This is a genomic window from Pirellulales bacterium (genome assembly GCA_036267355.1).
Taxonomy (GTDB): Bacteria; Planctomycetota; Planctomycetia; order Pirellulales; family DATAWG01; genus DATAWG01.
Genome location: DATAWG010000006.1, coordinates 26,173 through 52,236, shown reverse-complemented (window position 1 = coordinate 52,236; position 26,064 = coordinate 26,173). Strand labels below are relative to the sequence as shown.

At 62.2% G+C, this 26,064-nt stretch carries 14 protein-coding genes; 8 read left to right on the top strand and 6 right to left on the bottom strand.

The features are described 5' to 3' along the window. Nucleotides 1–26 precede the first annotated feature (26 nt). Nucleotides 27–1,211 (bottom strand): hypothetical protein, encoded by a 1,185-nt coding sequence (locus VHX65_01480; protein ID HEX3997199.1) that lies wholly within the window; start codon nucleotides 1,209–1,211, stop codon nucleotides 27–29. Nucleotides 1,212–1,590: 379 nt separating this feature from the next. Between VHX65_01480 and hemE the strand changes: the two genes are divergently transcribed. Beyond that, nucleotides 1,591–3,537: a uroporphyrinogen decarboxylase gene (hemE, locus tag VHX65_01475; protein HEX3997198.1), complete on the top strand. Its 1,947-nt coding sequence runs from the start codon at nucleotides 1,591–1,593 to the stop codon at nucleotides 3,535–3,537. Between the two features lie 175 nt (nucleotides 3,538–3,712). On the opposite strand, the gene VHX65_01470 is transcribed toward hemE, so the two are convergent. The 4 genes from VHX65_01470 to VHX65_01455 all read right to left on the bottom strand — a co-directional run bounded on the left by VHX65_01470 (nucleotide 3,713) and on the right by VHX65_01455 (nucleotide 10,364). Further along, nucleotides 3,713–4,684, bottom strand: coding sequence for a WYL domain-containing protein (locus tag VHX65_01470; GenBank protein ID HEX3997197.1), 972 nt, complete (start codon nucleotides 4,682–4,684; stop codon nucleotides 3,713–3,715). Then, nucleotides 4,596–7,067 (bottom strand): TolC family protein, encoded by a 2,472-nt coding sequence (locus VHX65_01465; GenBank protein HEX3997196.1) that lies wholly within the window; start codon nucleotides 7,065–7,067, stop codon nucleotides 4,596–4,598. The genes VHX65_01470 and VHX65_01465 overlap by 89 nt, the downstream gene beginning before the upstream one ends. Nucleotides 7,068–7,498: 431 nt before the next feature. Further along, on the bottom strand, nucleotides 7,499–7,975 hold the full coding sequence (locus VHX65_01460) for a hypothetical protein (protein HEX3997195.1): 477 nt from the start codon (nucleotides 7,973–7,975) through the stop codon (nucleotides 7,499–7,501). 124 nt (nucleotides 7,976–8,099) lie between these two features. Then, nucleotides 8,100–10,364: a hypothetical protein gene (locus VHX65_01455; GenBank protein HEX3997194.1), complete on the bottom strand. Its 2,265-nt coding sequence runs from the start codon at nucleotides 10,362–10,364 to the stop codon at nucleotides 8,100–8,102. A 680-nt stretch (nucleotides 10,365–11,044) separates the two neighbouring features. Here VHX65_01455 and VHX65_01450 point away from each other — a divergent pair. Then, nucleotides 11,045–12,067: a hypothetical protein gene (locus VHX65_01450; protein ID HEX3997193.1), complete on the top strand. Its 1,023-nt coding sequence runs from the start codon at nucleotides 11,045–11,047 to the stop codon at nucleotides 12,065–12,067. 303 nt (nucleotides 12,068–12,370) lie between these two features. Beyond that, a complete protein-coding gene (locus VHX65_01445) occupies nucleotides 12,371–14,575 on the top strand; it encodes a hypothetical protein (GenBank protein HEX3997192.1) in 2,205 nt (734 codons plus the stop codon). A gap of 65 nt (nucleotides 14,576–14,640) precedes the next feature. Here the strand turns inward: VHX65_01445 and VHX65_01440 are convergent, their stop codons facing one another. Continuing rightward, nucleotides 14,641–15,231 carry a hypothetical protein gene (locus VHX65_01440; protein HEX3997191.1) on the bottom strand — a complete coding sequence of 197 codons (591 nt, stop codon included), beginning with the start codon at nucleotides 15,229–15,231 and terminating at the stop codon, nucleotides 14,641–14,643. Nucleotides 15,232–15,639: 408 nt separating this feature from the next. Here VHX65_01440 and VHX65_01435 point away from each other — a divergent pair, with 408 nt between their 5' ends. From VHX65_01435 to VHX65_01415, 5 genes are all read left to right on the top strand, one after another. Continuing rightward, complete coding sequence (locus tag VHX65_01435) at nucleotides 15,640–19,371, top strand: caspase family protein (protein ID HEX3997190.1); 3,732 nt, start codon at nucleotides 15,640–15,642, stop codon at nucleotides 19,369–19,371. 476 nt (nucleotides 19,372–19,847) lie between these two features. Next, the gene (locus tag VHX65_01430) at nucleotides 19,848–21,386 is read left to right on the top strand and encodes an aldehyde dehydrogenase family protein (GenBank protein ID HEX3997189.1); all 1,539 of its coding nucleotides are present in this window, start codon (nucleotides 19,848–19,850) and stop codon (nucleotides 21,384–21,386) included. 333 nt (nucleotides 21,387–21,719) lie between these two features. Beyond that, on the top strand, nucleotides 21,720–23,057 hold the full coding sequence (locus VHX65_01425; protein ID HEX3997188.1) for an aminotransferase class III-fold pyridoxal phosphate-dependent enzyme: 1,338 nt from the start codon (nucleotides 21,720–21,722) through the stop codon (nucleotides 23,055–23,057). Between the two features lie 478 nt (nucleotides 23,058–23,535). Beyond that, nucleotides 23,536–25,140, top strand: coding sequence for a trypsin-like peptidase domain-containing protein (locus VHX65_01420; protein ID HEX3997187.1), 1,605 nt, complete (start codon nucleotides 23,536–23,538; stop codon nucleotides 25,138–25,140). A gap of 521 nt (nucleotides 25,141–25,661) precedes the next feature. Then, entirely contained in the window at nucleotides 25,662–26,048 is a 387-nt protein-coding gene (locus tag VHX65_01415; protein ID HEX3997186.1) for a hypothetical protein, read from the top strand. Nucleotides 26,049–26,064 lie beyond the last annotated feature (16 nt).

Sequence of the window (26,064 nt, the reverse complement as noted above, 5' to 3'; positions counted from 1 at the left end):
CGCTCTCCCTCGCTGGCGCTTCGGGCCTAGCGGGGAGCGTTCTTCGCAATCATGCCGGCGGCGAAGCCGAGGAGGTCGCCGCGGTCGCGGCAGATGCGGATGAGTTGGTCGTAATCTGCCGCAAGTTGGCCGAGTTCCAATAGCGTGGGCGCGAAGCCGCTCGTGCGCATGTCGGGCGGGATCCGCTGCGCATGGGCCGCCAGCGCCTCGGGAAAACGGCGCAGCCGCACCAACAGCGCGACATACACCTCGGCGGCCGCGGTTCCTTCTTCTTGCGGCACCGTTCGTTCGGCGCGCTCGCGAAAATATTGCACCGCTGCCTCGACTTGCACGCCCAATTGGGCGGCGAAGAACAGCCCGTGGCTCGGATAAACATCGGCAAACGGCTCGTCGCCGGCGAATTGAAATGTTTCCGACAAGCGCCGGCCATACTGCGTCAATTCCCAAGCGAACCGCAGCGACGCCGGGTCTTCGATGATCCGCGCGATGCGCACGGTCGAGGCCAAGTGCGACGTGTCGATATGGTAGCTATTCTCGCCGAACAGCCAATCGCGGCCATGAAGCAGCTCGTCGAGATTCGTTTGTTTCGCTTCCGATTCGCTCGATTGGCTCCCCTCCTGGCGCGCGATTTCGGAACGGATGTTTTCCAGCAATTCGCCATGGAGGTGTCGCACCATCACGGCCGCGGCAGCCTGCTGCTGGCTGCGGCGGAATCGCGGCACTTCCGAGTCGTAGGCCGTGATTGCGTTGCAACTGCCGAATTGATTGATCACCCATTGCAGGCCCAGCGCCGGGTCGACCCCTTCGTGCAAGGCGATTTCGATCAATTCGTTGCGATTTTCTTCGGTCGGCTCGAGTTTCGCCAAGGCGGCGGCGACGGCTGGCATTTCGCCCAGCGGCCGCAGATACATCCACGCCTGGCGAATTTCTCCGGCGTTCCACAACAGCCAGCCTGCTTCGCGGCACGCCGACAGATACGCGTTTTCGACTTCGCTACGCAGCGGCTCGTCCAGTTCTTCGAGCGGCGTGGTGAGAATGATCGGCAACCCAAGCCGAACGCGGGCCTGCATCAAGCGAGTGTCGAACAGTTCGTGATATCGCCTTTCCGTGCGAAACCAATCCGCGAGCCGCTCCAGCCCGGCCTCGACGCCACTTCGCTGAGAATTGCCCTGCAAATCGGTTTGCAATTGATCGAACGGAGCGGTCGTCATACGGTGCCGGTACAATGTGGTCGGTGCAAAGAATTGCCATGCTCATCGTACCAAGCTCGCAATCCGGCGGCAAAGCCGCGGTGTGCCGCTGGCCAGCGCAGTCGGCCAGTGCGAGCGCCGCTATCCCGGATTATTCATGCCGCCACACTAGCCCGAAGCGTAAGCGAGGGGGCCACCGAGGCTTACCCTCGCTAACGCTTCGGGCTACCGTTTCGCTACGTGTAGCGAATTCCCGGCGCACTGAATCATCCGGGCCAGGACGGCGAGGATGCAATGGCACATCGGCCGTCCGATCGACTTGAGATGGGGCAGCCAGCCCCAAGGGCCACAACGGCAGACTGCGCTTGCCAGTGCCACACGGGGAGCTACGATAGGGCCTATGACGAATAATACACCGAGTTTCGCCGGGCTGCGCGTGGCCGGATTTGAGAGCCGGCGGGCGGAAGACATGGCCGCAATGGTCGCGCGCTTCGGCGGGCTGCCGTCGATCAGCCCTTCGATGCGCGAAGTGGCCGAGGCCAAGAATCCTGAAGCCATCGATTTTGCCGGGCATTTGATGACCGGGCAGATCGATGTGGTCGTGTTCATGACCGGCGTCGGTATTCGGCTCTTGATGTCGCAACTCGATCGGCAGGTCGATCGCAAACGATTTTTGGAATCGCTTTCGGATGTGATCACGATCGCCCGCGGACCGAAGCCGACCGCCGCGCTCCGCGAGCTCGGGTTGACGCCGACGCACCGCACGGCCGATCCGAACACGTGGCGCGAAGTGCTCTCGGTGTTCGATCGCAGCGTACCGCCGGTGAATCGCACCGTCGCGCTCATCGAATATGGCCAGACGAACGCGAGCCTGCTGGCCGGGCTGGAAGCTCGCGGAGCGACCGTGCGGGCGCTCAAGGTGTACCGCTGGGAATTGCCGGAAGACCTTGGGCCGCTCGAAGCGAATGTGCGCGCTATCGCGGCGGGGCAAATCGATGTGGCCCTGTTCACCTCCAGCCAACAAGCGACGAATCTTTTGACGATCGCCGCACGGATGGGGCTCGCGGAACAAGTGCGCGGCGGTTTGGCGCGCGCGGTGGTCGGCTCGATCGGGCCCGACACGAGCGAAACGCTGCGCCAGCATCAATTGCCGATCGACTTCGAGCCCGAACGCTCGGCGATGGGGCATCTCGTGGCCGCCGCCGCGAGCCGCGCCGGCGAATTGTTGGCGGGCAAGCGATCCGCGCAGTCCGGGCCGCTGAAAGCGACTGCTGCCGCACCGCCGCAAAACGCAAACGGGGCCGTTCCGGCTTGGCAAAACAGTCTGTTCATGAAAGCCTGCCGCCGCGAACCGGTCGAACGGGTGCCGATCTGGTTGATGCGGCAGGCGGGGCGCTACATGCCCGAGTATCGGGCCGTGCGGGAAAAATTGACGTTTCTGGAATTGTGCAAGAACCCGGCCCTGTGCGCCGAGGTGATGATCACGACGGTGCGACGGCTTGGCGTCGATGCGGCGATTATCTTTTCCGATCTTTTGCCGATCCTCGAACCGATGGGCCTGGATTTGGAATTCGCCCGCGGCGAAGGGCCGGTGATTCATAATCCGGTTCGCGAGGCGCGAGACGTCCTACGGGTGCGCGAGTTGGACGATGTCGGGCCGTTGGATTTCGTGATGCAGACGGTGCGGCAAACGCGGGCCGGCCTGCCCGACGACATGCCGCTGATCGGATTCGCCGGAGCGCCGTTTACGCTGGCCAGTTATGTCGTCGAAGGGGGCGCGAGCCGCTCGTTTTCGCACACCAAGACGCTCATGTATCGCGATGCTGGAGCTTGGCATGCCCTGCTGGAGCGGCTCGCGCGAGCCGTCGCAAGATATCTGAATGCCCAGATCGCGGCCGGGGCCTCGGCGGTGCAATTGTTCGACAGTTGGGTCGGCGCGCTGGGGCCCGACGATTATCGCCGCTTCGTTCTGCCGCACTCGAAGCGGCTGATCGAGTCGATCGAGCCGGGCGTGCCGGTGATTCATTTCGCCACGGGCAATCCCGCGCTATTGCCGCTGTTGGCGGAGGCGGGCGGGGACGTGATCGGCGTCGATTGGCGCATCGATCTGGATGAAGCGTGGCAGTTGGTCGGACCGGAAAAAGCGGTGCAAGGCAATCTCGATCCAACCGTGCTGCTGGCCGATCGGCACGAGATTCGCCGCGCTGCGGAACGAATTCTAAAGCAGGCTGCCGGCCGGCCCGGACATATTTTTAATCTCGGCCACGGTGTACTGCCGCAAACGCCGCCGGAAAACGCGATCGCGCTAGTCGAGGCGGTGCATGAGCTGGGGGCCGCGCGACAGTAACGGTCGACGCGCGAAGTCGCAAGCGAGCCGCGAACCGCCGTTTGACGGCAAAATGAGAATGCGGCGTCGTTCTTGAGAGAAACCCCGCTCGCCCGCGTTTGCTGGGCCGCGCCGATTGCCGCTTCGCACTGGCGGGGTCCGCTTGCCAGTGCACTGGAACCGCCGCCCGACACGCCTATTCCGCGTATTGCTCGGCCATGCGGCCGGCGTGGGCGGCGACCATTGCACGCAACTCGGGGGGCTCGAGAACTTCCGCTTTGTCGCCATAGCCAAGCACCCACCAGGAAATCTCCTTCAAGCCCGACACGGTGACTCGGAAGTCGAGGGAGCCGTCGGGCTGGAACTCGGTCTGCTGCGTCGCATGCCAGCGCACTTCGGCGACATTGCGGGCCACGAGCTTCTCGAAGCGGATGCGCACCTGTCGATCGGGTCCGGGCTCGGGAATCAGATGCCAGGCGTTGCGCAAATATTGTTCGAGCGAAAAGCCGCGCTGGATGCGGTAAGCATCGCCGGTCGGCTCGAGCTTTAAAATCCGGCCGACGTGAAACGTCCGCGTCGCGCGGTGCAGCGACGATCGGCCAATCACATACCACGACCGCAAGCTAAACATCAACCGATAGGGACTGAGCCGGGTGGAGATCACCTGGCCATCGGAAAAGCTATCGTAGCGAATGCGAACGCATTGCCGGCGGGCGAGCGCGTCGATCAATTGCTGATAAATCGGCTGCTTGTCGTCGATCGCCGCTCCCGGCGGCAACTGAATGCGAATCGCGCCGGTGATGTCGCGCAGATATTTTTGCAGCCGCGCGGGAAGAGCGGCATGCAGCTTCATCGCCGCGCTGCGGGCAGGTGCGTAGAAGGGGAGGCGATGGTTGGCGCCAAGTTCGTCGCAGAGCACCAACACGGCCAACGCTTCTTCCGCGGAGAAATTGGTCGGCGGCAGGAGATACGTTTGCGGAAGGCGATACGACTGAAACTCGTCGTCGAATTCCAGCGGCACTCCCGCGGCCCGCAATACGTCGAGGTCGCGGAAAATCGTCCGCCGGCTGACCTCGCAATCATTGGCCAGCGAGCGGATGTTGTGCCCCCTGCCAACCTGCAGCAGTCCGATTAGTTTCAGCAGGCGCTGGATCCGAGTCAGATTCATCCGAAGTTTTCGATTTCCAGCCGGGGCTCTCTACACCGCTCGAAACATTGCTGCTCGCCGGAGTTCGCCGCGACGATGGATAGTTGAGGTCGCCATTCGCCGAGGCCGTGCGGTTTGAGCTGCCGGTTGCGTTGCCCAATTGCGGGCCGTCGCCGGGTAGCTCGCGCGGCGTGCGGGCCGAAGCCGGCAACGGTCGCAAACCGGCCGCCGCGGCATCCGCCGAGCGGCCCTCGATCGAAGCGCTCCGCCCAGGGACGACGCTGCTCGGGGTTCGTCCGGTGTTCGGACCGCCGGCGCCGTTCGGGCCGGGCAACACGCTCGGCACCGGTTGCGGAGTGTCAATCGGCTCCCCGCTCGCACCCGCGGCCGCCGGAGTCGGAGTGCCATGCGTTTCATTCGCTTGCGCGGTCGGTCCGAATTGCGGATACTCACCCCGGCTGAACACGTCCGGTCGAGTATACCCGTAATTCAACTGGATGCCAGCATCACGCGACCGGGCCAGCCGGCGGGCGTCGAAATAAGCCTTGCCGGGCCACGGGCCTTCCGCCATGAACACATTGTCGTATTCCGGCAACGAACCCTTGACGTAGTGCACCTGCGAAATGGCCCGGTTGTAGTCGATCAGCGAGCGGTAGTACGCGGCCTCGGCAACCGACCGTTCCTGCTCGGCCTGCAACAGGATATCGAGCGTGGTGGTGCCGGCGTCGTAGGCCACCTGATCGGCGGCCACTTCGTCTTCGCTCGCCAGGCGGCGGTTGAAGTTGGTTTGCATCAAGCGATACTGCACATCGACGTTGCGCACCGCGTCGGTGATGTCGTGCGAAAGCTCGAGTTCCTGGTCCTGGAGCATGCATCGCTCGCGGACGAGTTGCAATTGCTGATTGCGGATCGTGGTCAATTCCTTGCGCAGCCCGATAGGGACGCTGAAATTCAACCCGACGTTCCAATTGCCGAACTGCCCGTCGGCGAGCGTCGAGCCGGCGTTGCTGCCGATGATGGTTTGCGTCGGCAATCCGTTGTAGGGGGCGTAGGTGCTGTTGAGCAGATTGTCGCCTAAGCCGTAGAGTTCGTAGTTGCCGACGAAGTCCAAGTTCGGCAGCAACAGATTCCGCGAGGCGATCAATTCGAGTTCCAATTGCTTGATGTGCCATTTTTCCTTGCGCAGATAGACGCTGCGGGCGAGGGCTTCGCTATGCACGTCGCACCAATCGAAGAGCACTTTGGCCGTGGTCGGCTCGTTGATCGGGCGAATGAGCCGGCCGTCGGTGGCCGCCAGGCCCATCAAGAACCGCAAGCGGTTTTCCATGCGATACAGATCCACCAATGCCTGCTCGACCTGGCCGCGGAATTGGTAGTATTGATCGCGAGCCTGGGCTTCCTTGTCGGCTTCGCCCCCTTTCGCTTTGGCGACATACAGGGCGTAGACTTTTCGCCACGTTACCAGGGCACTGTCGCGACCGACTTTGCCCGCGTCGAGAGCGCGATAGGCATAGTAGAGCTCCCAATAGGCATTTTCCACGTCGGTCAACAGATTGGTCATGTTGGATTCGAAATCGTTCAACGCCATATCGTCGTTGATGCGGGCGATCATGACGCCGCTGAAGCCGCCGCCGATGCCGGAGGTGGTCGCATCGAGCGGACCGTGGATTTGGTTGAACAGCGACCCGCCGCCGCGCAACAACCGTTGCGTGAAGCCGAAGTTGACGGCCAGCGAATTGTCGTGCGCCAGCTCGAGGCTTTGGCTATTGCTGTCGGTGTAAATGGCCGTCGTGGTGACGCTTGCGGTACCGCCCGACTCCGTGCGCTTGGTGATGCTGGCATTGAACGTGTCGACATCTTCGATCTCGACGCGTGGGAAGATGCCGGCGTAGGCCGGCGCGACGTTTTGCGGCACATCGGTGTGCGCCCAGGTGAAGCTGCTGGCGAGCTGAGCGTCAAATGCGGAGAGCGCGCCTTCCACGCCTAAAGTCGGATTTGATTCGGCCAATGCCGGCTCGTAAACCGTTTCGACCGAGGAAGGCGAGGTCTCGAGCACCGTCGAAGGATCGCCGACTTGCGGACGCGTGCCGCCAGTGGTGGAGAAGCGGCCACCCAGGGTCCGCATCACTTTGCTGTTCTGCAAGGTAATGTGGATTGCATCCTGCAGGCTCAAATCCCAGATCACGAACTTGCTGTTCGAGAGCGACAGTGGCGGGGGCGGATCGGCCGTCTCCGCAAGACTCGCTTGCTTGACGTCGGGCGTTTCGATCTTCGTGGCCATCCCGATATAGTGCGACAGATCGGTTTTCTCGCCGAAATAGAAGGGCTGCGTTGGCGCACAGCCACCGGCTAGCAAGAGGCCTAGTCCGACCACGATGCGAATGCGAGAAAAGTGCCGGCTCATTGCTGTGCAGTCCTTCGTCAGGAGGTCACCGGAATCGGAGCCGAATCATCGGCTCCGAAAACCAAAGCCGTTCGCGGCCGCGATGGCACGGTGCGAACGAGCTTGTTCTTCCCCCCCGGGAAGCTTGCGTGCCGAGACGCTCTCGTCCAAAACCCCGGACGTAACGCCAGCGGCGCAACAATCAGCACAGCAGTTATCGACCCGGCGACCGTTAAACTTTCAAGAATTCGCTCGATCGCGAGAATCGGAAAGAAAGACGCGGATCGCGCATCTTTCTTGAACAGCCCAAGCCGTTTGGATTTGGGCAAATGGCGGTCGTTGCGATAGCGGCGCACGCGCGAAACCGCAAGCGAGACGCTCGGCCGCGGCGCAAAGGCGGTCAAAATCGATTCTAGCAGGGCTTGAAACGCTTGCCGCGGCCCTGCACGCTATCAGAGATACATGCCCAAGAAGCCGCCTTCTTGATCGGCGCGAGCCTGGAGCGATTCGATGCGCTTCTTTGTCTGCTCCAGATCGCCGGCGGCAATGTATCGGTTGAACTCCAATTGCACCGCTTTGGACACGGATTCGTGGAACCATGCCACTACCGGTTGCGTGAGCCAGTCGCAGGTTTCACGCACCAGCGTCACATCCAAATCGGTCGCGATCGTCTCACGATCTTGCGGGTCGGTCATCACGGTGCCCAAGAAGCTGAATTCGAGCGTTCCGATGCTCGGCTCATTGGTTAGATGGAACACACACACGGCATCATGCAGGAAGTAGGTATTGTGCGAACCATGCCGGACAATCGCCTGCTTGATCCGCTCGCACAGTTCCCGAAAGCGGGGCGAAGCGTCGATCGGAATATCCATTCGCCCCACGGATCGCAGCGGCAAGCAGTCGAACGAGATTTCGACGAAGGGGGGCATCGAGGGAAGGGTGAGGGGGATGGTGAGGGGGGAAAGTGGGGGCAAACGCGCGAAACCGCAAGCGAACTGCCAGCTCACGCGGCATTGATGCTCGCTTGCGTTTTTTGCCGGCCGGGTTTGTGGCTTATTGGGCCGCTTCGCGCCAGTCGATCGCCAGCCAGCCGTTGCCGGAGCTGACTCGGTAGGCTTGCAGCGATCCGATCTTGTTCCAGGGCGGGGCCGAATTGGAAAAATCCAATCCTTGGAATTCGATCGTCGGCGGAAGAAGATCATTGAATCGGCCGCGGATTTTGTCAACCTCGGCTGTCTTCAAGGTGGTCCGCTGCAGCGGCGTGAGCTTGCGCCACGAGGGCGGGGCGACCTCGAGCTCGCCGACTCGCGCTGCCCGTTGGGCGCCATTCGGGCCCGCGACGATATTGTAGCGCGCGGTGATGTTTTCGGCGCCGGCCGGCCGATCGAGATCTTCGCCTTCGAAATGCGTGCCGCGAATCGTGATCGAGAATGCGCGATCGGTGAAATCGATCGTCACGGGGTCCGATTCGGCGAACGTGATTTTCCGATTCGCTCGCTTGAATTTCAAATCCTTTTCGAATTGCTCGCGTTCGGCGTCGGTCATTTTCGCTTCGCGCTCGCGAATTTCCTTCGACGACTCGCCGCTCTTGCGCGTTTTGGCGGCAACGTCGGGCCCCAACATGTTGCCGACGCTGTCTTCGAATTGTGCTTGCGAAACCGTGCGCCCGCCCAACGAAAGCGAGAGCAGGTTGTTCACGAATGTTTGATGCAAGCGCACCGCCAGGAACGGATTCCCGTCAAACGCGGGGGATGCAATGGTGATCGGCGCCGCCAATTGGAAGGAATTGGCCTCCAGAGCGTGAACCATCAGTTCGTTTGCCGTCGTCGAGTAGCGAATCTGCGGGAAAGCGCCCCAGCTCATCAGCGGATCGCGAAGTTTTGCCTTGTAGTTGCGGTTCGACTTGCCGAGCGATTCCACCGCGTCCGATTCGATCCGTTCATTAAGCCGTTGCTCGGCATGCTGGCCGGCCACGCATTCTGCTTCCGGCTTGCTCTTGTAAACCCGCTTGGGCGCGATCCGCTGCACGAGTCGGCCGCCGCAAACGGCGATGCAATCGATGCATGTGTGCGTGCATGCCTGGCTACAGGCTCGACCGCTGGTGAAGCCGTCGCCGTTGATCGTCACCCAGACCGTGCCATGCAGATCGGTGGTGCTGTGGCTCGTGACCGTTACTGGCGGGTGATAGCCGACGGTTTGCGACGCCACGGCTCCGGTGAACGTGATCGCCATCACGGCCTGACGATCGTTAGGCACCAATTCTACCGTCTTTTGCCCCTGGATATGCGTGGTCCCGACGATGCTTGTCCCGAGAATCGTGTCGCGGAAATCCTTGTTCGTTTCGTCGACCGGATCTTGCTGCGTCAACTTGGCGATGAATTCCTTAGGAGCACGGATCACGAGGTTCGGTTGGCTGAATCGCTCGTGGATTTCTTCGACCAACTCGGGCACCTGTCCCTCGACTTGCATATCGCCCAGCCACCGCCCGACGTCGAAGGCTTCGGTTGAGTTCCAAGTGGCCGGATTGCTGCCCAGCGCTTTGGCGAGCGCGTCAAGCCGTTCGTCGAACTGATGTTGGCCATCGGGTCCGGACGCGCTCAGCAACACTCGATACCGATGCAAGGCACGACCGACGTCGTCGATCGCGGTCCGGAAACCGAGCCCGGCGGCGCTATCGTCACCATGCGGATCGAGTGTTTCGCTCGACTGGGCATCGCGAATGATTTCGGCCAGGTTTCGCAGTTCATCGGGCTTCGCGGGGCTGCTTTGGCTGGCGGCCATTTGCAATTCGTTCCAATGCAGAGCGCTCTTCCAGGCGTCGTTGGCGGCTTGCACATCGGCTCCCGAGCCCGAGAGCAGCCAGCCGAGCCGGTCGACCTTGGTTTTCAAATCGGCTTGCGCGGCGGCGAGTTGGGCGGGAGCAATCGGCCGGAACGTTCCCTTGTATGCACGCACCCGCTCAGCCAGATCGGCCGGCGAACCGGAGTCGTGAGGCTGGCTCGTTGCGTGAGCGGCGGCCAAGACGATGCTCGGCGCACCGCGAGGATCCCAATCGGATGTCAACTGCCAGGAACGATTGAGAACCGGATGATCGAGCTCGCCGATCCAGGAATTTGAATCGGCGGGTCGCGTGAGTTGCGCCGACTGTGCGGGTTTCGCCGGCAGTAGCCGAGTGAGGCCCGCGCTGCCGTGTGCCAGAGGCGGCCGGCCGGCTTGCCGCAGCGATTCCGAATCGTTGTTCGTTGTTCGGCTGATTCCGACATGGGCCAGCGAGAGCGACAAAACCAATCCTGCGCCCGCCATGAAGAAGCATCGCATCCGTGAGTCCTCCGTTGCTAATCCGTTGAGATGAGACCGACCCGATTTGTGCCCGCCCCCGCAATCGGCCGGTTTGCCCCGCCTACGCAACCATACGATAGCGAAAAGTTTCAAGAACACTACTCCCCATCCTTCCGGAACCGGAAATTTCTGCGAAATCGTGTCATTTTGTTCAGATTGTGCATATACCGCAATTTATCTATCAATACTCAGTCGCCGCCGATATCGCAAGAAAAATTTGGATGGGCTTTCTTGGGGCTGATTGCTCGCGGCAACCCGCAACAAAGGGTCGAGGAAACCCTGATCGTGCCGGAACTTAGGCGCCGGCAATGAGCGGAAACGATTCCTGCGCCCGTCCTGCGGCATGTTGGCGGCTTATTTATTTAGCCTCTTGAAAAATCGAATCGCCTGGGCCTTAATGTTCCGCAACCGAGAAACTGGATCCGAGCGACGGGGAGAAATGATCGAACGGTTTGCTGAAGGCCAATCGCAAGACATTCGCATCTCGTCGCATTTTCGGATTTGTCTCGGTTCCCACCGGCTACGGGGCGCTACGGAACAGCCACCGCTTGCCAAACGTCCTGCCATGCTCGGCATCCGCATCGTTTGCGCGGATGCCCAATTCACCTTGGACGAACTGCGACTGGGCTGATTGTCTAACTTCACCAGGAGGAGCAACGATGAAGATGCGATGGAACGAAATTGGCTCGAAATCGGCACACCTGATCGGGTCTCACTGGAATGGTTTGGAGCGCCGTGAGTCGTATAGCTTTCGAGCGTATCTAGTTGCCGCTGGAGCCTTCTTTGCGGCAATTTGCTTGAGCGGATTTTTTCTTGCCGGCCGAGCGATGGCCGTCGAGGTGAAAACAGCCATTCTCACGAATCAGGTGCGTTGGCAGAGTGATTATTTCGAGGCTTACCGCGCGGCTCAACAAAGCCACAAGATGCTATTCATCTACTTCTGTAATAATGCCGCGAAGGAGAACGTTGCGAGAGAGCCGATTCCGCTTGATCCGGTCGATTCGGCGCTTTCGGCGGCGGCTTCGCGGGCGAAGCTCGATAATTTTGTGTTGGTGCGTCTGCCGCTCGATGCGACGGTGCCCGTCGATGGCCGGCCAAGCCGCCTGTTGAGCCACGCGGCGTTCGCGGAACTGCGGGGTGGGCCCGGTTTGGCGATCATCGATCTGGCGCACTGCGATGCGCCGTACTACACATACGTCGTCAGTGCTTGCCCATTCACGCCAGGGAAGTACTACCACTTCCAACCAGAACATGTAGCGACGTTGCTCGATTTGCCGGTCGGAACGCTTACGCAGCGCACGATGGTCTTTGCCGTGCGGATCCATCCCGAGCGACCGGCGAGCACGGCAGGAGCGGCAAATCCCGTCTTGTACGACGAGGCCGCAAGTCATTCGCGTTATCAGGCGCAAATTCAGTTGCAGGGGCACCATCAATGGGAAAGTCGATTCCACCGCATCATCAGCCGCCTTTTCCGCCGCGGAACGCCGGGCATGCCCGCCGAAGTCGTCGCCGAGAGTTGGCCGAATGAAAACCTGATGGATTCGTGTATCGATTGCGTAGACAGTTGGCGGCAGTCGTCGGGCCATTGGTCGCAAGTGCATGCTCAGCACGTCGGCTACGGCTACGACATCCAGCGAGGGGCCAACGGCATCTGGTATGCCACCGGCATCTTCAGCAACTAGCCGCGTTTCGCGCCAGCGTCTCCAAGCCGAGGGAGGGCGGATCCCGCGCCCGCCGTCAGATCCTGTCGTCCGCGCCTCTTGGGTGGGGCCGCGGCATGCTGCGCCGTTGCCATTCCGCCTCGCGCCTGTTGCCTTCCGGCCACCTGCCGCCATTTTGCGTGGTAAGTTTGCAGAGTGGACTTACATCTCTTCTGCTCGCCACGAGCCCGCCAGATGGCAAGGCTTGGGTTAAACACCGACGCGTTGCAACCTGGACAGCCGTCCGCGGCGGCTGCGTGCACTGTTATTGCCCGGCCGTCGATCGTGTTCGCCGCGATTTGGCTGGCGGCGAGTGGGATTGGCTGTGCGACGTATCCTGGCGCCGCAACGGCGGTGGGCCCGGCAGCCGGCGGCGGCGTTGCTCCGCTTTACGTTCCTCAACCCGCGTTGGCCCCGACGGCCGCACCACTTGCATCGCCGCCGGTTATTGGCGCACCACCGACCGCGTTTGCGACTCCCGTCGCGTCGCCGGCAATCGCAGCGCCGCCGGCAATCGCAGCGCCGCCGCCCAATTTCGCCGGCCCACAAACCGGCCGTCAACCGTTTGTCGTGGGCCGGCCAGAATTGCGGGCCTCGCCGGTAGTGCAACTCAGCCCCGGCGTGGTGATCGCGCCCTTGAATGCGAATGTGATTTTAGTCGCAGGGGTTTACAGTCCCGAACGGCAGTTAATGCCATTTCAGCGGATTGACTGGTCGCTTGCCCCGGGGAGCGTGGGACAGATCGTCACCGTGGGCGATGCGCCGAATTCGTCGTTGCGCGGATTGGTGAATCAACGCCCGCCGTCGCTTTCGCCAACCTCCGCAGTCGGTCAAACATTCGGCGAGAATTTAGTGATCACGCGCGGCACCGCCACGGCCCGCGACGACCTGACGATCTTGCGCGGGCAGACGTGGATCGGCCTCACCTCGGGCGCGGAGGGAGACACGGTCGTCACCGCGTTGTCACCGGAAATCGCCGATCCGGCGACGCGGCAAGCGTCGGCCGTCATTCATTGGGTCGATGTCCGCTGGGTCGCGCCGCCGCCAATCGCCGCGCTGCCGGGTTCAAGGCAACGGCTGACGACGCTTGTCATGCGGCAAACCAATCGGACGCCGATCGCGGGTTGGTTGGTTCGATACACCATCGCGGGCGGGCCAGCAGCCGGTTTTTCGCCGGGTGGGATGGCGGATATCGAAGTGGCGACCGATGCGCGAGGCGAGGCGATCGCCGACATCGTGCAGCCGGCCCCCGCCGCGGGAATCAACCCGATCACGGTCCGACTCGCGCGGCCGGCTGGCCCGCGCGGGGAGAGAATCGAGATCGGCGCGGGTTCGACGCAAGTGACCTGGACCTCCGCCGCTCCGCCGACCGCCGCCCCAGCGCCGCAACCGTTGGCGGCGATTCCCGAGCCGGCGATTTCGCCGCCGGATTCGTCGCAATCCTCGATGGGCCCACCATTGCCAACAGCAATTCCCTCAATGCCGCTTTCGCCGCCGCCCGTCGCGCCGCCGATTGTCGTGCCGAGTGGGCCATTTCCCAGCGGTCCAGCGACCGGCGCGCCGCCGGCGCTCTCGCGCCCTCCGACGACGCTGCTGCCTGCGCCCGCGGTGCAGGTCGAAAAGCCGGTTGTCGATATGCAGTTCATCGGTCCGGCGCGGACGTTTGTCGGCGGCGACGTGACGTTCGATCTTTTGCTCATCAACCGCAGCAATGTTCCCGCGACTGGGTTGAAGCTCTCCGATCGATTCGACGATGGATTGGTGCACGCCTCGGCAGCCAATCCGATGCAAAAGGCGATTGAGCCGATTCCAGCCCACGAATTGCGGCGGATGGCGATCATGTTTAAGGTGGTCAAATCGGGCCGGCTTTGCAATATCGTCGAACTGTCCGGCGACGGCGGGCTGAACGTGTCGGCCGAGGCCTGCGTGCAATCGGAAGCCGTGCAACTCGCGCCGCAACCGGCCAAGCCGTCCGGAACTGCTCCGCCGCTTAGCCCGAATCCGGCCGGAGCGACGCCGAATCCCACGCTCGTCACCCCCGCGCCCTCGATCCAATTGCCGACAACGCCGGCGACACGGCCCCCGCAAACGACGATCCCATCGCCAAACCGCACGGCGGCAAATCTAAAGCTCCTGATCGCTTCGCGCGCCAATCCGATCAAGACCGGCAGCGAAACGTCGTATCAAGTCGTGGTGACCAACGAAGGAACCGAGCCGGAGTCGCGCGTGGCGCTATCGGTCGTGATTCCCTCAACCATGCAATTCGCCGATCGGCTGGACCAAAACCCGTCTGCCGCGACGATCGATGGCCAAACGGTTCGCTTCGATCCGATCAAACAACTGCGGCCGCACGAGTCGGTGGCCTACGAAATCCATGTGCATGCCAACCGCGCCGGCCAAGCCGTGGTGCGCGCGCAAGTGACGAGCGCAAATGTCACGAAGCCGCTCGATTCGGAAGCGACGACGACGGTGTTTGCCGAAGGGCAATAGAAGGAGCGCTGACCGCCGGCTCAGGAAAGCGGGGCGGCTTTTAGCTCGATGACCAAGCGGCCGGTTCACGGATTCGAAAATTCGAGCGTGGTCATCGTTTGGCCGACTTTCTTCGAGACGATGGCCTGCCGGCCATTCAAACTGATTCGGCAATAGTAGGCACCCAACAGCGACGCCGTATCTCCGGCCTTGTAGCTCGACCAAGGATAATCCGCCTCCGCCACGCCGGCCTCCTTGAGAAGTCCGGCGGTGAGTGGCCGAACCATGTCGATCGTCGTCCCGGGCGACGCGACGAGCGTCACGTAGCCCGACCTACTGGGAGCTTCGGCGACGAATTCGAATTTCGCAAGGTTGATCGATTTCGCGACCGCGGTCAGACCGTCAGAATAGGCCGCCATTAGTTGGTCGTTCAGTTCGTTGGTTTTTGCGTCTCGATCGTCGGCGCTTCGTTTTGCATCTTCGACGAGGGCCAACTTCTTGGCGACGATCTGCTCCATCTTGGCGTAGAACGGCTCCATGATCCGACGCGAGTTGGCGCGTTGAAGCAGTTGTTCGCGGCGCAATTCGATCTCGATCTGATCCATCAAGGCGCGAACGTAGAGATTGTCGGCGTCGTGCTCCGTTGCAGACAAGACGGCGACATCTTCGACTTCCATCGTGTCACCGGCGACTCGATTCCTTGGGGGATCAAATTGGATCGCCCGGGTGCGAATCGCCCAATTCGCCCACACCTTCAATCGAGCCGCCGATAAAGGGGCCTTGTCGGCCGCCGAAGCCACGCTCGCCGCACCGCAGAGAACGCAGCTGGCGATCACGATTGCGAACGAGCAGCGGTTGCGAGCGTCGCGAATTGCTATTGCGGCATGTCGTAACATACAGGGCGTCCAAATGCGGGACCACTTGCTTTGCTCGATCATGACCGTCAAATCAAAACGACAACCATCGCATTGCAACCAGCATCATGCAGCGACCCGGATCGATTGTCCATAGATGCGAGCCGATCTCACAAGCCACGTGCGTCGAGCGCAGCGACACGCCGAATCGCCGGCCAGGCGAGCTTGTTTGTGGGCAACCTTTCCGAAGGTAAGATTGATTCGACGGATAGCGGCCAAGCGTTTTATTGGTTCTTCGCGGCTCGATTGGGAGCGGTTGGAATGCGCCGGCTTGTCGTGGCAACAATCCTGACGGCGAGCGCGCTAGGCCGTGGCTGGCCGGCTTGCCCGCCCGCCCTCGCCGATGGGCATCCGCCGCAAGCCGCGCCCGCGGTCGGAGCGCCGCGATTGATGGTCCAATTGGGGCACGCGGATTCAGTCACGGCGGTGGCCTATTCAGCGGACGGAAAGCTGATATTGACGGGAAGTTGGGACGCCACGGCCGCGCTCTGGGATGTGGCGAGTGGTGAGGAGCTCCGCCGCTTGGTGGGGCACTCGACCAAAATTTCCTCGGTCGCCTTCTCGCCGGATGGGACGCGTGTTTTGACCGGCAGTTGGGACTGCACTGCCAGACTCTGGGACACCGCCAGCGGCAAGGAGCTTCGTCGCTTCGAAGGACCGTCCCGCGAAGTCAATGCGGTCGCTTTCTCTCCGGACGGCAAGCGGGTGTTGACGGGTAGTTCAGACGGATTGGCTTATCTCTGGGAGATCGAGAGCGGGCAGGAAGTCTTGCGTTTTGTCGGACATGCCGGGGCCATCAAATCGGTCGCATTTTCAGCAGATGGTCGTCAGGTCTTGACCGGCAGCGACGATCAAACGGCGCGGCTGTGGGACGCGGCAACCGGCAAGATAATTCGTGGTTTCACTGGAAATTCCGGCGCGATCAATGCGGTGGCCTTTGCTCCACGGCAAAAATGGTTGTTGGCCGGCGCCGCCGACGGCACGCTTCGGCTATGGGACGCCGCGAGCGGCAGGGAAATTCGCCGTTTCGAAGGGCACAAGGATGGCGTTCTCTCGGTCGCCTTCTCGCCCGACGGCCAGCAGATTCTGAGCGGCGGATTCGACAAGACAGCTCGGTTGTGGGAAGTCGCCGCGGGCAAGGAAATTCGCCATTTCGAAGGGCATGCGGATGCGGTCGCATCCGTGGCCTTCTCGCCGGATGGCTCGAAGATCGTCACCGGCAGCTTCGACAAGACGGCACGGCTCTGGAACACGTCGAGCGGCCGGCCAATCTTTCGCCTCGCGGGCCAGGCGGAGCCGGTCTGGTCTGTCGCCTTTGCTCCGGATGGAAAGCAAATTCTGACCGCCGGCAACGACGCCCTCGCGGACAACAAATCGGCGGCGCGATTATGGGACTTCGTCGCCGGAAAGGAAATGTACCGCTTCGGTCAGCGTTCGAATCGGGTGACTTCAGCCGCACTATCTCCGAGCGGCAAGCAGGTCTTGAGCGGAAGTTTCGATCACATCGCAAGCCTCTGGGACGCGGCGACCGGCAAGGAAGTGCGCCGCTTCGCGGGTCATTCGGATCGCGTCAATTCCGTCGCGTTCTCTCCCGACGGCAAACAGATTTTGACCGGCAGCGCCGATAACACCGCACGGCTCTGGGAAGCGGCAAGCGGCAAGGAAATCCATCGTCTCGTCGGGCACACGCAGGCCGTCTTTTCCGTCGCTGTTTCTCCCGATGGCAAGCAACTCTTGACCGGAAGCTGGGATGGCAGCGCGCGGATCTGGGACGCCGCCGGCGGCAAGGAAATCCGCCGCTTTCATCAAGGCGCGGATCATATCACGTCGGTCGCCTTTTCTCCCGATGGCAAACAGATTCTGACCGGAAGCGCCTACAACATGGCGCGGCTTTGGAACGTGGCTAGCGGCAAGGAAATCCGCCGCTTCGACCACCGGCATGTGAATAGCGTCCGCTCGGTCGCCTTTTCACCAGACGGCAAGCAGGCCTTGACCGGAAGTTTGGATGGCACTGCCCGGCTCTGGGATACCGCCACCGGGATGGAAATCCGCTCGTTCGAAGGCCATTCGGCCGAAGTCACGTCGGTCGCCTTTTCTCCCGATGGCAGAAAGGTGTTGACCGGAAGTTTGGACTGCACCAGTCGGCTTTGGGACGCCGCGACGGGCAAAGAGCTGTGCGTCTTGGTGAGTTTTGCCGACGGCGATTGGGCGATCGTCGACTCGACCGGGCGATTCGACGCCTCCAACGGCGGGAGCGTCGCAGGACTTCACTGGGTCGTCGGCAACGAACCGATCGAATTGGCGCAGCTCAAAGAGCGCTATTACGAGCCGGGGCTGTTAGCCAAGAAAATGGGTTTCAATCCCGAACCGCTGCGCAATGTCGAAGGTCTTACGAATCCGAAGCTCTTTCCGGCCATCGTGCTTTCCCCGCCAAAGGCGAACGATCCGGCGTTGGAAATCGCGTTGACCAATCGTGGAGGCGGCATCGGCCGAGTGGTGGTTCGGATCAATGGCAAGGAGTTGCTGGCCGATGCCCGGGGAACCGCGCACGATCCCAACGCGCCGTCGCTGGCACTCAAGATCCCTCTGCCGCCCAACCAGCCGCTATTGATTGCCGGGCGACCCAATAAGATCGAGGTCGAAGCGTACAACGCCGAAGGCTATCTTCGCAGTCGTGGCTTGGAATTCGACTACGAGCCGCCGAGCCCGGCATCGACCGAGCCGCCGCGGATTTGGATTCTTGTCGCGGGCGTATCGAACTACCGTGGCGAATCGCTGCGACTCCACTATGCGGCCAAGGATGCAAGCGACTTTGCCAAGGCGGTCGAAATCGGCGCCAAGCGGCTGTTCGGACCCGATCGTGTTCACCTCGCGTTGCTAAGTGGTTCGCCGGCCGATCCGCGGCATCGCCCGACGCGGGCCAACCTGCTGGCCGCCTTCCAGGCAATCCGCGACGGCAACGCCAAGTCGAGCGATGTTTTGGTCGTCTATCTGGCGGGCCATGGCGTGAACTATGGCGGGCAAGATGGCGATTTTTATTTTCTAACGTGCGATGCACAAAGCGCCGACCTCAGCGATCCGGCCGTGCGGCAGAGCGTCGCGTTGTCGGGTAAGGAAATTGCCGAACAGATTAACAGCGTGCCGGCGTTGAAGCAGGTGTTGTTGCTCGACACCTGCGCCTCCGGCCGCCTGATCGAAAAGTTGACCGAGAAGCGCGACGTGCCGACCAGCCAAGTACGTGCCTTGGATCGGTTGAAAGACCGTACGGGGATGTTCGTGCTGGCGGGATGCGCGGCTGATTCGGTCAGCTACGAGGCGTCGCGGTATGGCCAGGGCGTGCTGACCTATAGTTTGCTGCTCGGCCTGCGCGGCAGCGCTTTGCGGGAAGATCAATTTGTCGATGTCGACAAATTGTTCGGCTTCGCAGCCGACGAAGTGCCGCAGTTGGCCCACGATCTCGGCGGCATCCAGCGGCCGGTGATCGCGGTGCCCAAGGGGAGCGCGAGTTTCGATATCGGCCAGTTGCTTTTGTCGGACAGGGAACAGATTCCGCTGCAGCCCGCCCGTCCGTTGGTGCTCCGCAGCACGTTTGGCGACGAGGATGCGTTCGACGATGTTTTGAGGCTATCGAAGCGCGTGGACGAAATGCTCCGCAGCAGTTCGATCCGCGGCTCGAAGCGCGGCGTCGTGTTCGTGGATGCCCGCGAAATCCCGGATGGCTATCGGCTGATCGGGAGATACAAAACAAGCGACGGCAAGACCACCGTCACCGCAAAACTGTTTTGCGATCAGCAGAAACCGATCGAGTTCAGCATTACGGGCGAATCCAAACAGCCGGATGAGTTGGCCCAAAAGATCGTGGCCGAGGTTGAAAAACTTGTTAGCGGCGATGCCGCGCGCTAGGGGCCGGCGGCAAACGCCCGGGCCGGAAGTTGCATGTCCTGCTCAGGGCCCGCAGATGCGGCACTTTTTGCCGGTCGAACTGGTGAGCGTGCAACGAATTAGGTCGCGGCGATTCTTCTCTTGCCATCGCTGCCGGTGCCGCCATATGGTTGGTTGTGGTGGTGTGCGTCTTTGCCCTCCTTGGCAACAGCGGTTGGGAGTCCTGGAGCGATTTCGCTGCGGAACCGGCGGCTCGCCCTGGCCGGTCGCGAGTGGCAAGGCGCCAGCCCGAATTATTCAATAGTGCCAGGAATTCGCGATACGTTGCGAAATGGTAGCCCGAAGCGTTAGCGAGGGTAAGCGCGTGGCGGCTCGCTCGCTTACGCTTCGGGCGAGTGTGGCGCGATGAATAATCCGGGCAAGCCGCCGATAAATGCACCCATCCGTCCCGTGGCCGTCGTCTCTCGTCCCTCGCCCCAAGCCCCTCGCCCCTCTTTATGACAACTATCTCCGCTACCACATGGTCGGGCCGGCAGTTTATCGATGGCCGTTGGCAAACAGCGGCCGGCGAGACCCTCGAAGATCGGAATCCGGCGCGGGCCGATGAGATCATCGGCCTCTGTCCGCGCGGCACCAAAGCCGACGTCGATCTGGCCGTCGCGGCGGCGCGGCGGGCATTCGTGCCCTGGCGGCGCACGAGCCGCATCCAGCGCGGCGAACTTTTCGGGAAGCTCGCCGCGCTGATTCAAAGCGATGTCGAGCAGTTGGCGACGCTGCTGGCGATGGAATGCGGCAAGGTGCTCGATGAAGCGCGGGCCGAGGTGATCGAGGGGCTGCACATGGTGCAATATGTGTTCGGCACCGCGCGGCAACCGGTCGGGTCGATCGCGGCTTCGGAAATCGTGGGAAAAGACTTGTTCGTGCGCCGCAAGCCGCGGGGCGTGGTGGGAGTGATCACGCCCTGGAATTTTCCATTTGCCGTTCCGTTCTGGATGCTCGCGCCCAGTTTGCTCGAAGGAAACACGGTCGTGTTCAAGCCGTCGGAAGAAACGCCGGCCATCGGCGAACATCTTGTGCGCCTGTTCGACGAAGCCGGTTTTCCGCCGGGCACGATCAATCTCGTCCATGGCCTCGGCGAAGAGGTGGGCGAGGCGCTGGCCGGGCATGCGGATGTCGATGTCGTCTGCTTCACCGGCAGCTTTGCCGTCGGATCGCGAATTCGCCAGCTCGCGGCCAAGAGCGATCATAAGACATGCGCGATCGAAGCCGGTTCGAAAAGCGCGGTGATCGTTTGCGAAGACGCCCCGCTCGACTTGGCTTGCGACGCGGCAATCCTGAGCGCGTTCAAAACGACCGGGCAGCGATGCGTTTCGGCGGGGCGCATCCTGATCCACTCGCGGCTGTTCGACGTATTTGCCGCGCGGTTCGTGCGGCAGGCAAAACTGCTCCGCTTCGGTGATCCGCTCGATCGAAAGAACTTTGCCGGTCCACTGATCAACGAAGCGGCGGTGGAAAAGGTGAGCTATTACAACGATCTGGCCGTGAAGGAAGGGGCGGAGGTGCTGTTGGACGGCGGCCGAATGACCGACCCCGAGCATGCAGGCGGCCATTTCATGTCGCCATTCGTCTACCGCCAGCGGCACGGTGCCGAGCTGCGCACGATCCGCGAAGAAGTGTTCGGCCCGCACGTGGCCCTGATTCCATTCGAAGACGATGACGATGCGATCCGAATTTACAACGACACGCCTTATGGGCTGTCGATGGCCGTGATTACCGACGATTATCGCCGCTGGCGCTACTACCGCGACGAATGCGACTACGGCATGGGCTATGTCAATCTGCCATGCATCGGCGCCGAGGTGCATTTGCCATTCGGCGGCGTGAAACGCAGCGGCAACGGCCGGCCGTCGGCAGCCGCGTTGGTGGATGCAGTGACACACAAAACAGCGTTCACGGTGAATTACGACCGCAGCATCACGATGGCCCAAGGCATGAGCGCAGCGGTGAAGCCGGGGGAGGAGAAGGCGGCAGACTGAAGCCTCCGCAGGCCCCTCCGCAGGCCCCTCCGCAGGCCTTCGGCTCGGGCGAACAATAACTTCCGCATTTCGAACCCCTCACCCTGCCCTCTCCCGCAAGGGGAGAGGGGTTCTGGGGAGAAGCTATTTTTCGGCCGAGCCTTATAGGATGGCCGGCGCGCCTATAAGGCTCGCCGGCGAGCCGTCGCGTCCGTCGTTTGGCCGTTCGACCGTGTTATCGGTGTTATCGGTGTTATCCGTGTTATCCAGTGGTTCCCCTTTTTCGTTTCTTTCGCGTATTTCCTGGTTGCCCTCGGTTCTTCGTGATTCTCTCAGTAAGGCGTGGTGGTTCCGATGTCTACCTTTCCGATGACGCCGCATTCACAAATTTCGCCGGTGGTTCACACGGCTTTGGCAGCGGTGCCGCATTTGGTCACGCATCTGCCGGGGCCCAAGGCGGCCGGGTGGCTGGCGCGCGACGCGGCAGTCATGTCGCCTTCCTATACCCGGCTTTATCCGCTGGTGGTCGAACGCGGCTATGGCTCGACGATCGAAGACATCGACGGCAACCGGTTTCTCGATTTCACCGCCGGCATCGCGGTCACTTCCACCGGCCATTGCCATCCTGAAGTCGTTGCGGCAATCGTCGATCAGGCGCAGCGGTTGCTGCACATGTCGGGCACGGATTTCTACTATGCTCCCGAAATCGAACTGGCGGAGCGGCTGGCCCGATTAGCCCCCGGGCACGGTCCGAAGCGCGTGTTTTTCACCAATAGCGGAACTGAGGCGATCGAGGGCGCGCTCAAGCTCGTGCGGTTTCACACGCGGCGGCAGCGGCTGATTTCGTTTTACGGCGCGTTTCACGGCCGAACGTATGGCGCGATGTCGCTCAGCGGTTCGAAAAGCGTGCATCAGCGGGGCTTTGGCCCGCTGGTGCCGGGGGTGCATCGGCTGCCGTTCGATTGCTCTCGGATGGAACTGGAAAACTTGTTCGCCACGACGGCGCCGCCGGACGAAGTGGCGGGCATTTTCGTCGAGCCGATTCAAGGAGAAGGGGGATACCGAGTGCCGTCCCCCGGTTTTCTGCCGATGCTGCGCGAAGTGTGCGACGAGCATGGAATCGTGCTCGTGATGGACGAAATTCAAGCCGGCTTGGGGCGCACCGGCCGAATGTTTGCCTGCCAGCATTTCGGCGATTCGGCCGCGCCGGATGTGATCTGCGTGGCCAAAGGGATTGCCAGCGGAATGCCGCTGGGAGCGATCATCGCAAAAGCGCAGTTCATGGATTGGTCGCCGGGAAGCCACGCGTCGACCTTTGGCGGCAATCCGGTTTGTTGCCGAGCGGCGCTCGCGACGCTCGATCTCATTGAACGAGAATTTCGCGCGAACGCGGCGGCGCGCGGCGATCAATTGGCCGCCGCTCTGGAACTGCTGGCGATGGAGCATCGCTGGCTGATCGACGTGCGCGGTTTGGGGCTCATGCGAGCGATCGACGTGACTCGCGACGGCCAGCCCGATCCGGCTCGCCGCGACCGGGTGATTCAGTTGGCCTTTCACCATGGGCTATTGCTCTTGCCCTGCGGCAAGGCGGGCATTCGCTTCTGCCCGCCGCTCTGCATCACGCCCGAGGAAATCGCGGCGGGCCTACGGGTGCTGCGCGAGGTCGCGGCGATTGAATCCTTGGCGGGCTAGAGCCAACGTGCGACGCGCGAAACCGCGAGCGAGCCTCCGGCTCAGTTCGGTGTTGCGGCTCGCTTGCGGTTCGCGCGTCGGGCCGGATCTCAGCGTGGCGCGGGGGCCGCAATCGCCGGAATTCTTCGAACTGGCATTGCGGAAATCGGCGGGCTCGGAGAAGATGCCGCGCCCATTAGATCGAGGACCCGCCCCAACGCCGCACGGTTCGCGGCGGCATGTCCGCGGCTTGCCCCACCCAGTGTGCCCACCTGCCTACGATCGTCCGGCATGGATGCCGGACGAGCAAGCCGCCGACGCCGAACCACCGCCGGTCAACCCGCCCGGACGTCCCCTTCCGGCGGTCCGCCCGCGCAGCCGCTGTGTTTTCAATTCCCTCCATGGAATTTGCAGCGATCCGGGGGCCGAGTCTTCATTCGAAGAGCCTGCATTTCCCGATCCCGCACGAAGCCGATCCCGCACTGTCTAAGGAGAGACTATGCTTGCCGCCCTCTTGGCGCCGCTGTTGTTGGGAGTCACCGGAGCCCCAGACACGGTGTTGCTTGATTTTCGAGCCGACTGGTGCGGACCATGTCGTGCGATGGAGCCGGTGATGCAGCAGCTCGGGGCCGCCGGATATCCGGTCCGCATGGTGAATATCGATCAAGATCGGGCCCTCGCGCAGAAGTTTCATGTTTCGTCGATTCCCTGTTTCGTGTTGATCGTGGATGGGCAGGAAGTGCAGCGGACCGTTGGCATGAACGACATCAGCACGCTCGTGGCGATGTTTCGCCGCGCGGGCTACGATCCATCCGGCAGGCCGAGCCCCACGGCCGCGGCGCAAAATGGCGGCGCAACCGGCACTGCTGCTGGGGAGATGGCGCCGATCGACGGCCGCGAACCGACGTTCGCCCAAGGCGCGACGGCGGCGGCAGCCGCGAGCCAGTCGCCGGCCGTCGGCGGATCAAGGGGCGGCACGGATCGCAATACCGACGCAGCAGGGGCGGCCGGCGGATTTGCACTCAGCGAGGCGCAATTGCTGGCCGCCTGCGCGCGGCTGAAGGTCGCCGATCGGACCGGCAATTCCTATGGCTCCGGGACGATTGTCGATGTTCGCAATGGCGAAGCCTTGGTGCTGACGTGTGCCCACTTGTTTCGCGATTCGGACGGGAAAGGCGACATCCGCGTCGATCTGTATGGTCCAGGACAGCCACAGCAGGTCGCGGGCCGCCTGATCGGTTGTGATTTGGAAAAGGATGTCGGCTTGGTGAGCATACCGGCTACGTCGGCATTGCAGGCGATCCATGTCGCGCCGCCCGGCTACACACTGCACAAGGGCGACCGTGTGGCAACCATCGGTTGCAGCAATGCCGCGCCGCCGACAGTTCAATCGAGCCACATCGATTCGATCGATCGATTCCGCGGTCCGCCGAATTTTCAAGTTGCCGGGCAGCCGGTGCAAGGACGCAGCGGCGGCGGTGTGGTGAGCGCCGACGGATATGTCATCGGGGTCTGCAACGCGGCCGACCCGGACGACAACGAGGGCCTCTATGCCGCTCTGGCTTCGATCTACAAGGAACTCGACCGGGCAAAACTTTCCTTCGTCTACCGGGCCACGCCGCCATCGACCGCACCGGAATCCGCGCTGGCAGCGGCACAATTTACGGCGCAATCGGCGTCGTCGCCGCCGCTCCCCTCCGCGGAAGCGAAAGCGCCCGGCAGCGAGCCGGCCGTCTCGCTTGCGGATGCCGAACACGATCTGCCGGCCATGCCAGCGAAGATGCCGGCCAATGCTTCGTTGGGCGCGGCCAATGCTTCCTTGGGCTCGGCCGCGGCAGCGACGGCCGCGGCAGTGATCCGGCGGGGCTCGGCTGGTTTGACAAGCGACGAGGCCGCCACTTTGGCCGAAATTCGGCAAAAAGCCAAGGGGGCAGAGGTGATTTGCATCGTCCGGCCGCTTTCCGATCCGCATGCCCGTAGCGAAATTATCGTGCTCGACAAAGCATCGCCGGAATTTCTACAGAAACTTGCCGACGAGCGCCGCAGCCAAGTCGAAGCGTTGCGCCAACTTACGTCGCTTCAGGTGCCGGCCGGGAATCGCTAGTGGAGCGTCTCACACAGATGGGGTTTGAACGCTTTCCGCGCACCTCGACGCCAAATTTTGCACGGACGGTCGCGAACGGTTAACCACGGAGTCACCGAGCACGCAGAGAACAGCGGGAGGCGTCCAAATGGGCGAGCATCGCCTTCGCAAGGCGAAACATTTGGCCCGTCGACTCCGCTTTGTCTTCTCGGTGTTCTCTGTGGCTCGGTGGTTTGAAAAAAGCCGGCGCGCGTGCCGAATAGGACACCCAATTTCGCAGACACTACGCTAGTTCTTTGCCTCGGAACACCCGCGGTCGTGCGCGGCGATTGACGACGTGTTCGAATCGCCCTTCCCGCGACAATTTTCGAGTCGGCACAATCAGTACGACCGCTACTCGCCGACGTCGTTCCGCCCAAGCCGCAGCAATTGCCCAGCGGAAAACCTCCGGGCTTTCCCCCGTGCTGTCTGTAAGCTACGGTTGCATGGTCTCGTCTTTCCAATTCCTGGTTGGATAAGGCGTGAATGTGGAAGGGGGCATTGTGGTTATCTGTACGCTGATTATTTCCGTGTTCAACTTGGCGCTCGGCTACGCCTTGGCCCTTTGCCTGCAAAGTTGGGGCATTTCGCCGGCTTGGCCTCGCCGATTGCTGTGGCGATTGGGCCTGCTCGTTCCGGCCGGCGACGAAGCCGGCCACGGAGGCCGACGACACGACGACACCGGTGCGGCGGCAGCGCTTCCTCGCGGAGCGCATGCGGATTCCGCGCCGAAAGCGGAACCGGCCATACCCTCGGAGATACGTTCGTTGCCGGCAGACGATGACGCACCGATTTCGCGTGCCGCTCTGTCCGGGGCGGCGAATATCGTGCAACTCAAGTTCAGCGACGCCGGCGCGCCGGTCCATGAACCCGAAACTAGAGAATCCTAACTGACGCTAATCGGAT

Bases quoted from the DNA above. Each gene is read 5' to 3' on its own strand.
- VHX65_01455 (HEX3997194.1), bottom strand. From the start codon at position 10,364: ATGCGATGCTTCTTCATGGCGGGCGCAGGATTGGTTTTGTCGCTCTCG.
- VHX65_01420 (HEX3997187.1), top strand. From the start codon at position 23,536: ATGCTTGCCGCCCTCTTGGCGCCGCTGTTGTTGGGAGTCACCGGAGCC.
- VHX65_01440 (HEX3997191.1), bottom strand. From the start codon at position 15,231: ATGGAAGTCGAAGATGTCGCCGTCTTGTCTGCAACGGAGCACGACGCC.
- hemE (HEX3997198.1), top strand. From the start codon at position 1,591: ATGACGAATAATACACCGAGTTTCGCCGGGCTGCGCGTGGCCGGATTT.
- VHX65_01430 (HEX3997189.1), top strand. From the start codon at position 19,848: ATGACAACTATCTCCGCTACCACATGGTCGGGCCGGCAGTTTATCGAT.
- VHX65_01480 (HEX3997199.1), bottom strand. From the start codon at position 1,211: ATGACGACCGCTCCGTTCGATCAATTGCAAACCGATTTGCAGGGCAAT.
- VHX65_01460 (HEX3997195.1), bottom strand. From the start codon at position 7,975: ATGCCCCCCTTCGTCGAAATCTCGTTCGACTGCTTGCCGCTGCGATCC.
- VHX65_01450 (HEX3997193.1), top strand. From the start codon at position 11,045: ATGAAGATGCGATGGAACGAAATTGGCTCGAAATCGGCACACCTGATC.
- VHX65_01425 (HEX3997188.1), top strand. From the start codon at position 21,720: ATGTCTACCTTTCCGATGACGCCGCATTCACAAATTTCGCCGGTGGTT.
- VHX65_01465 (HEX3997196.1), bottom strand. From the start codon at position 7,067: ATGAGCCGGCACTTTTCTCGCATTCGCATCGTGGTCGGACTAGGCCTC.
- VHX65_01470 (HEX3997197.1), bottom strand. From the start codon at position 4,684: ATGAATCTGACTCGGATCCAGCGCCTGCTGAAACTAATCGGACTGCTG.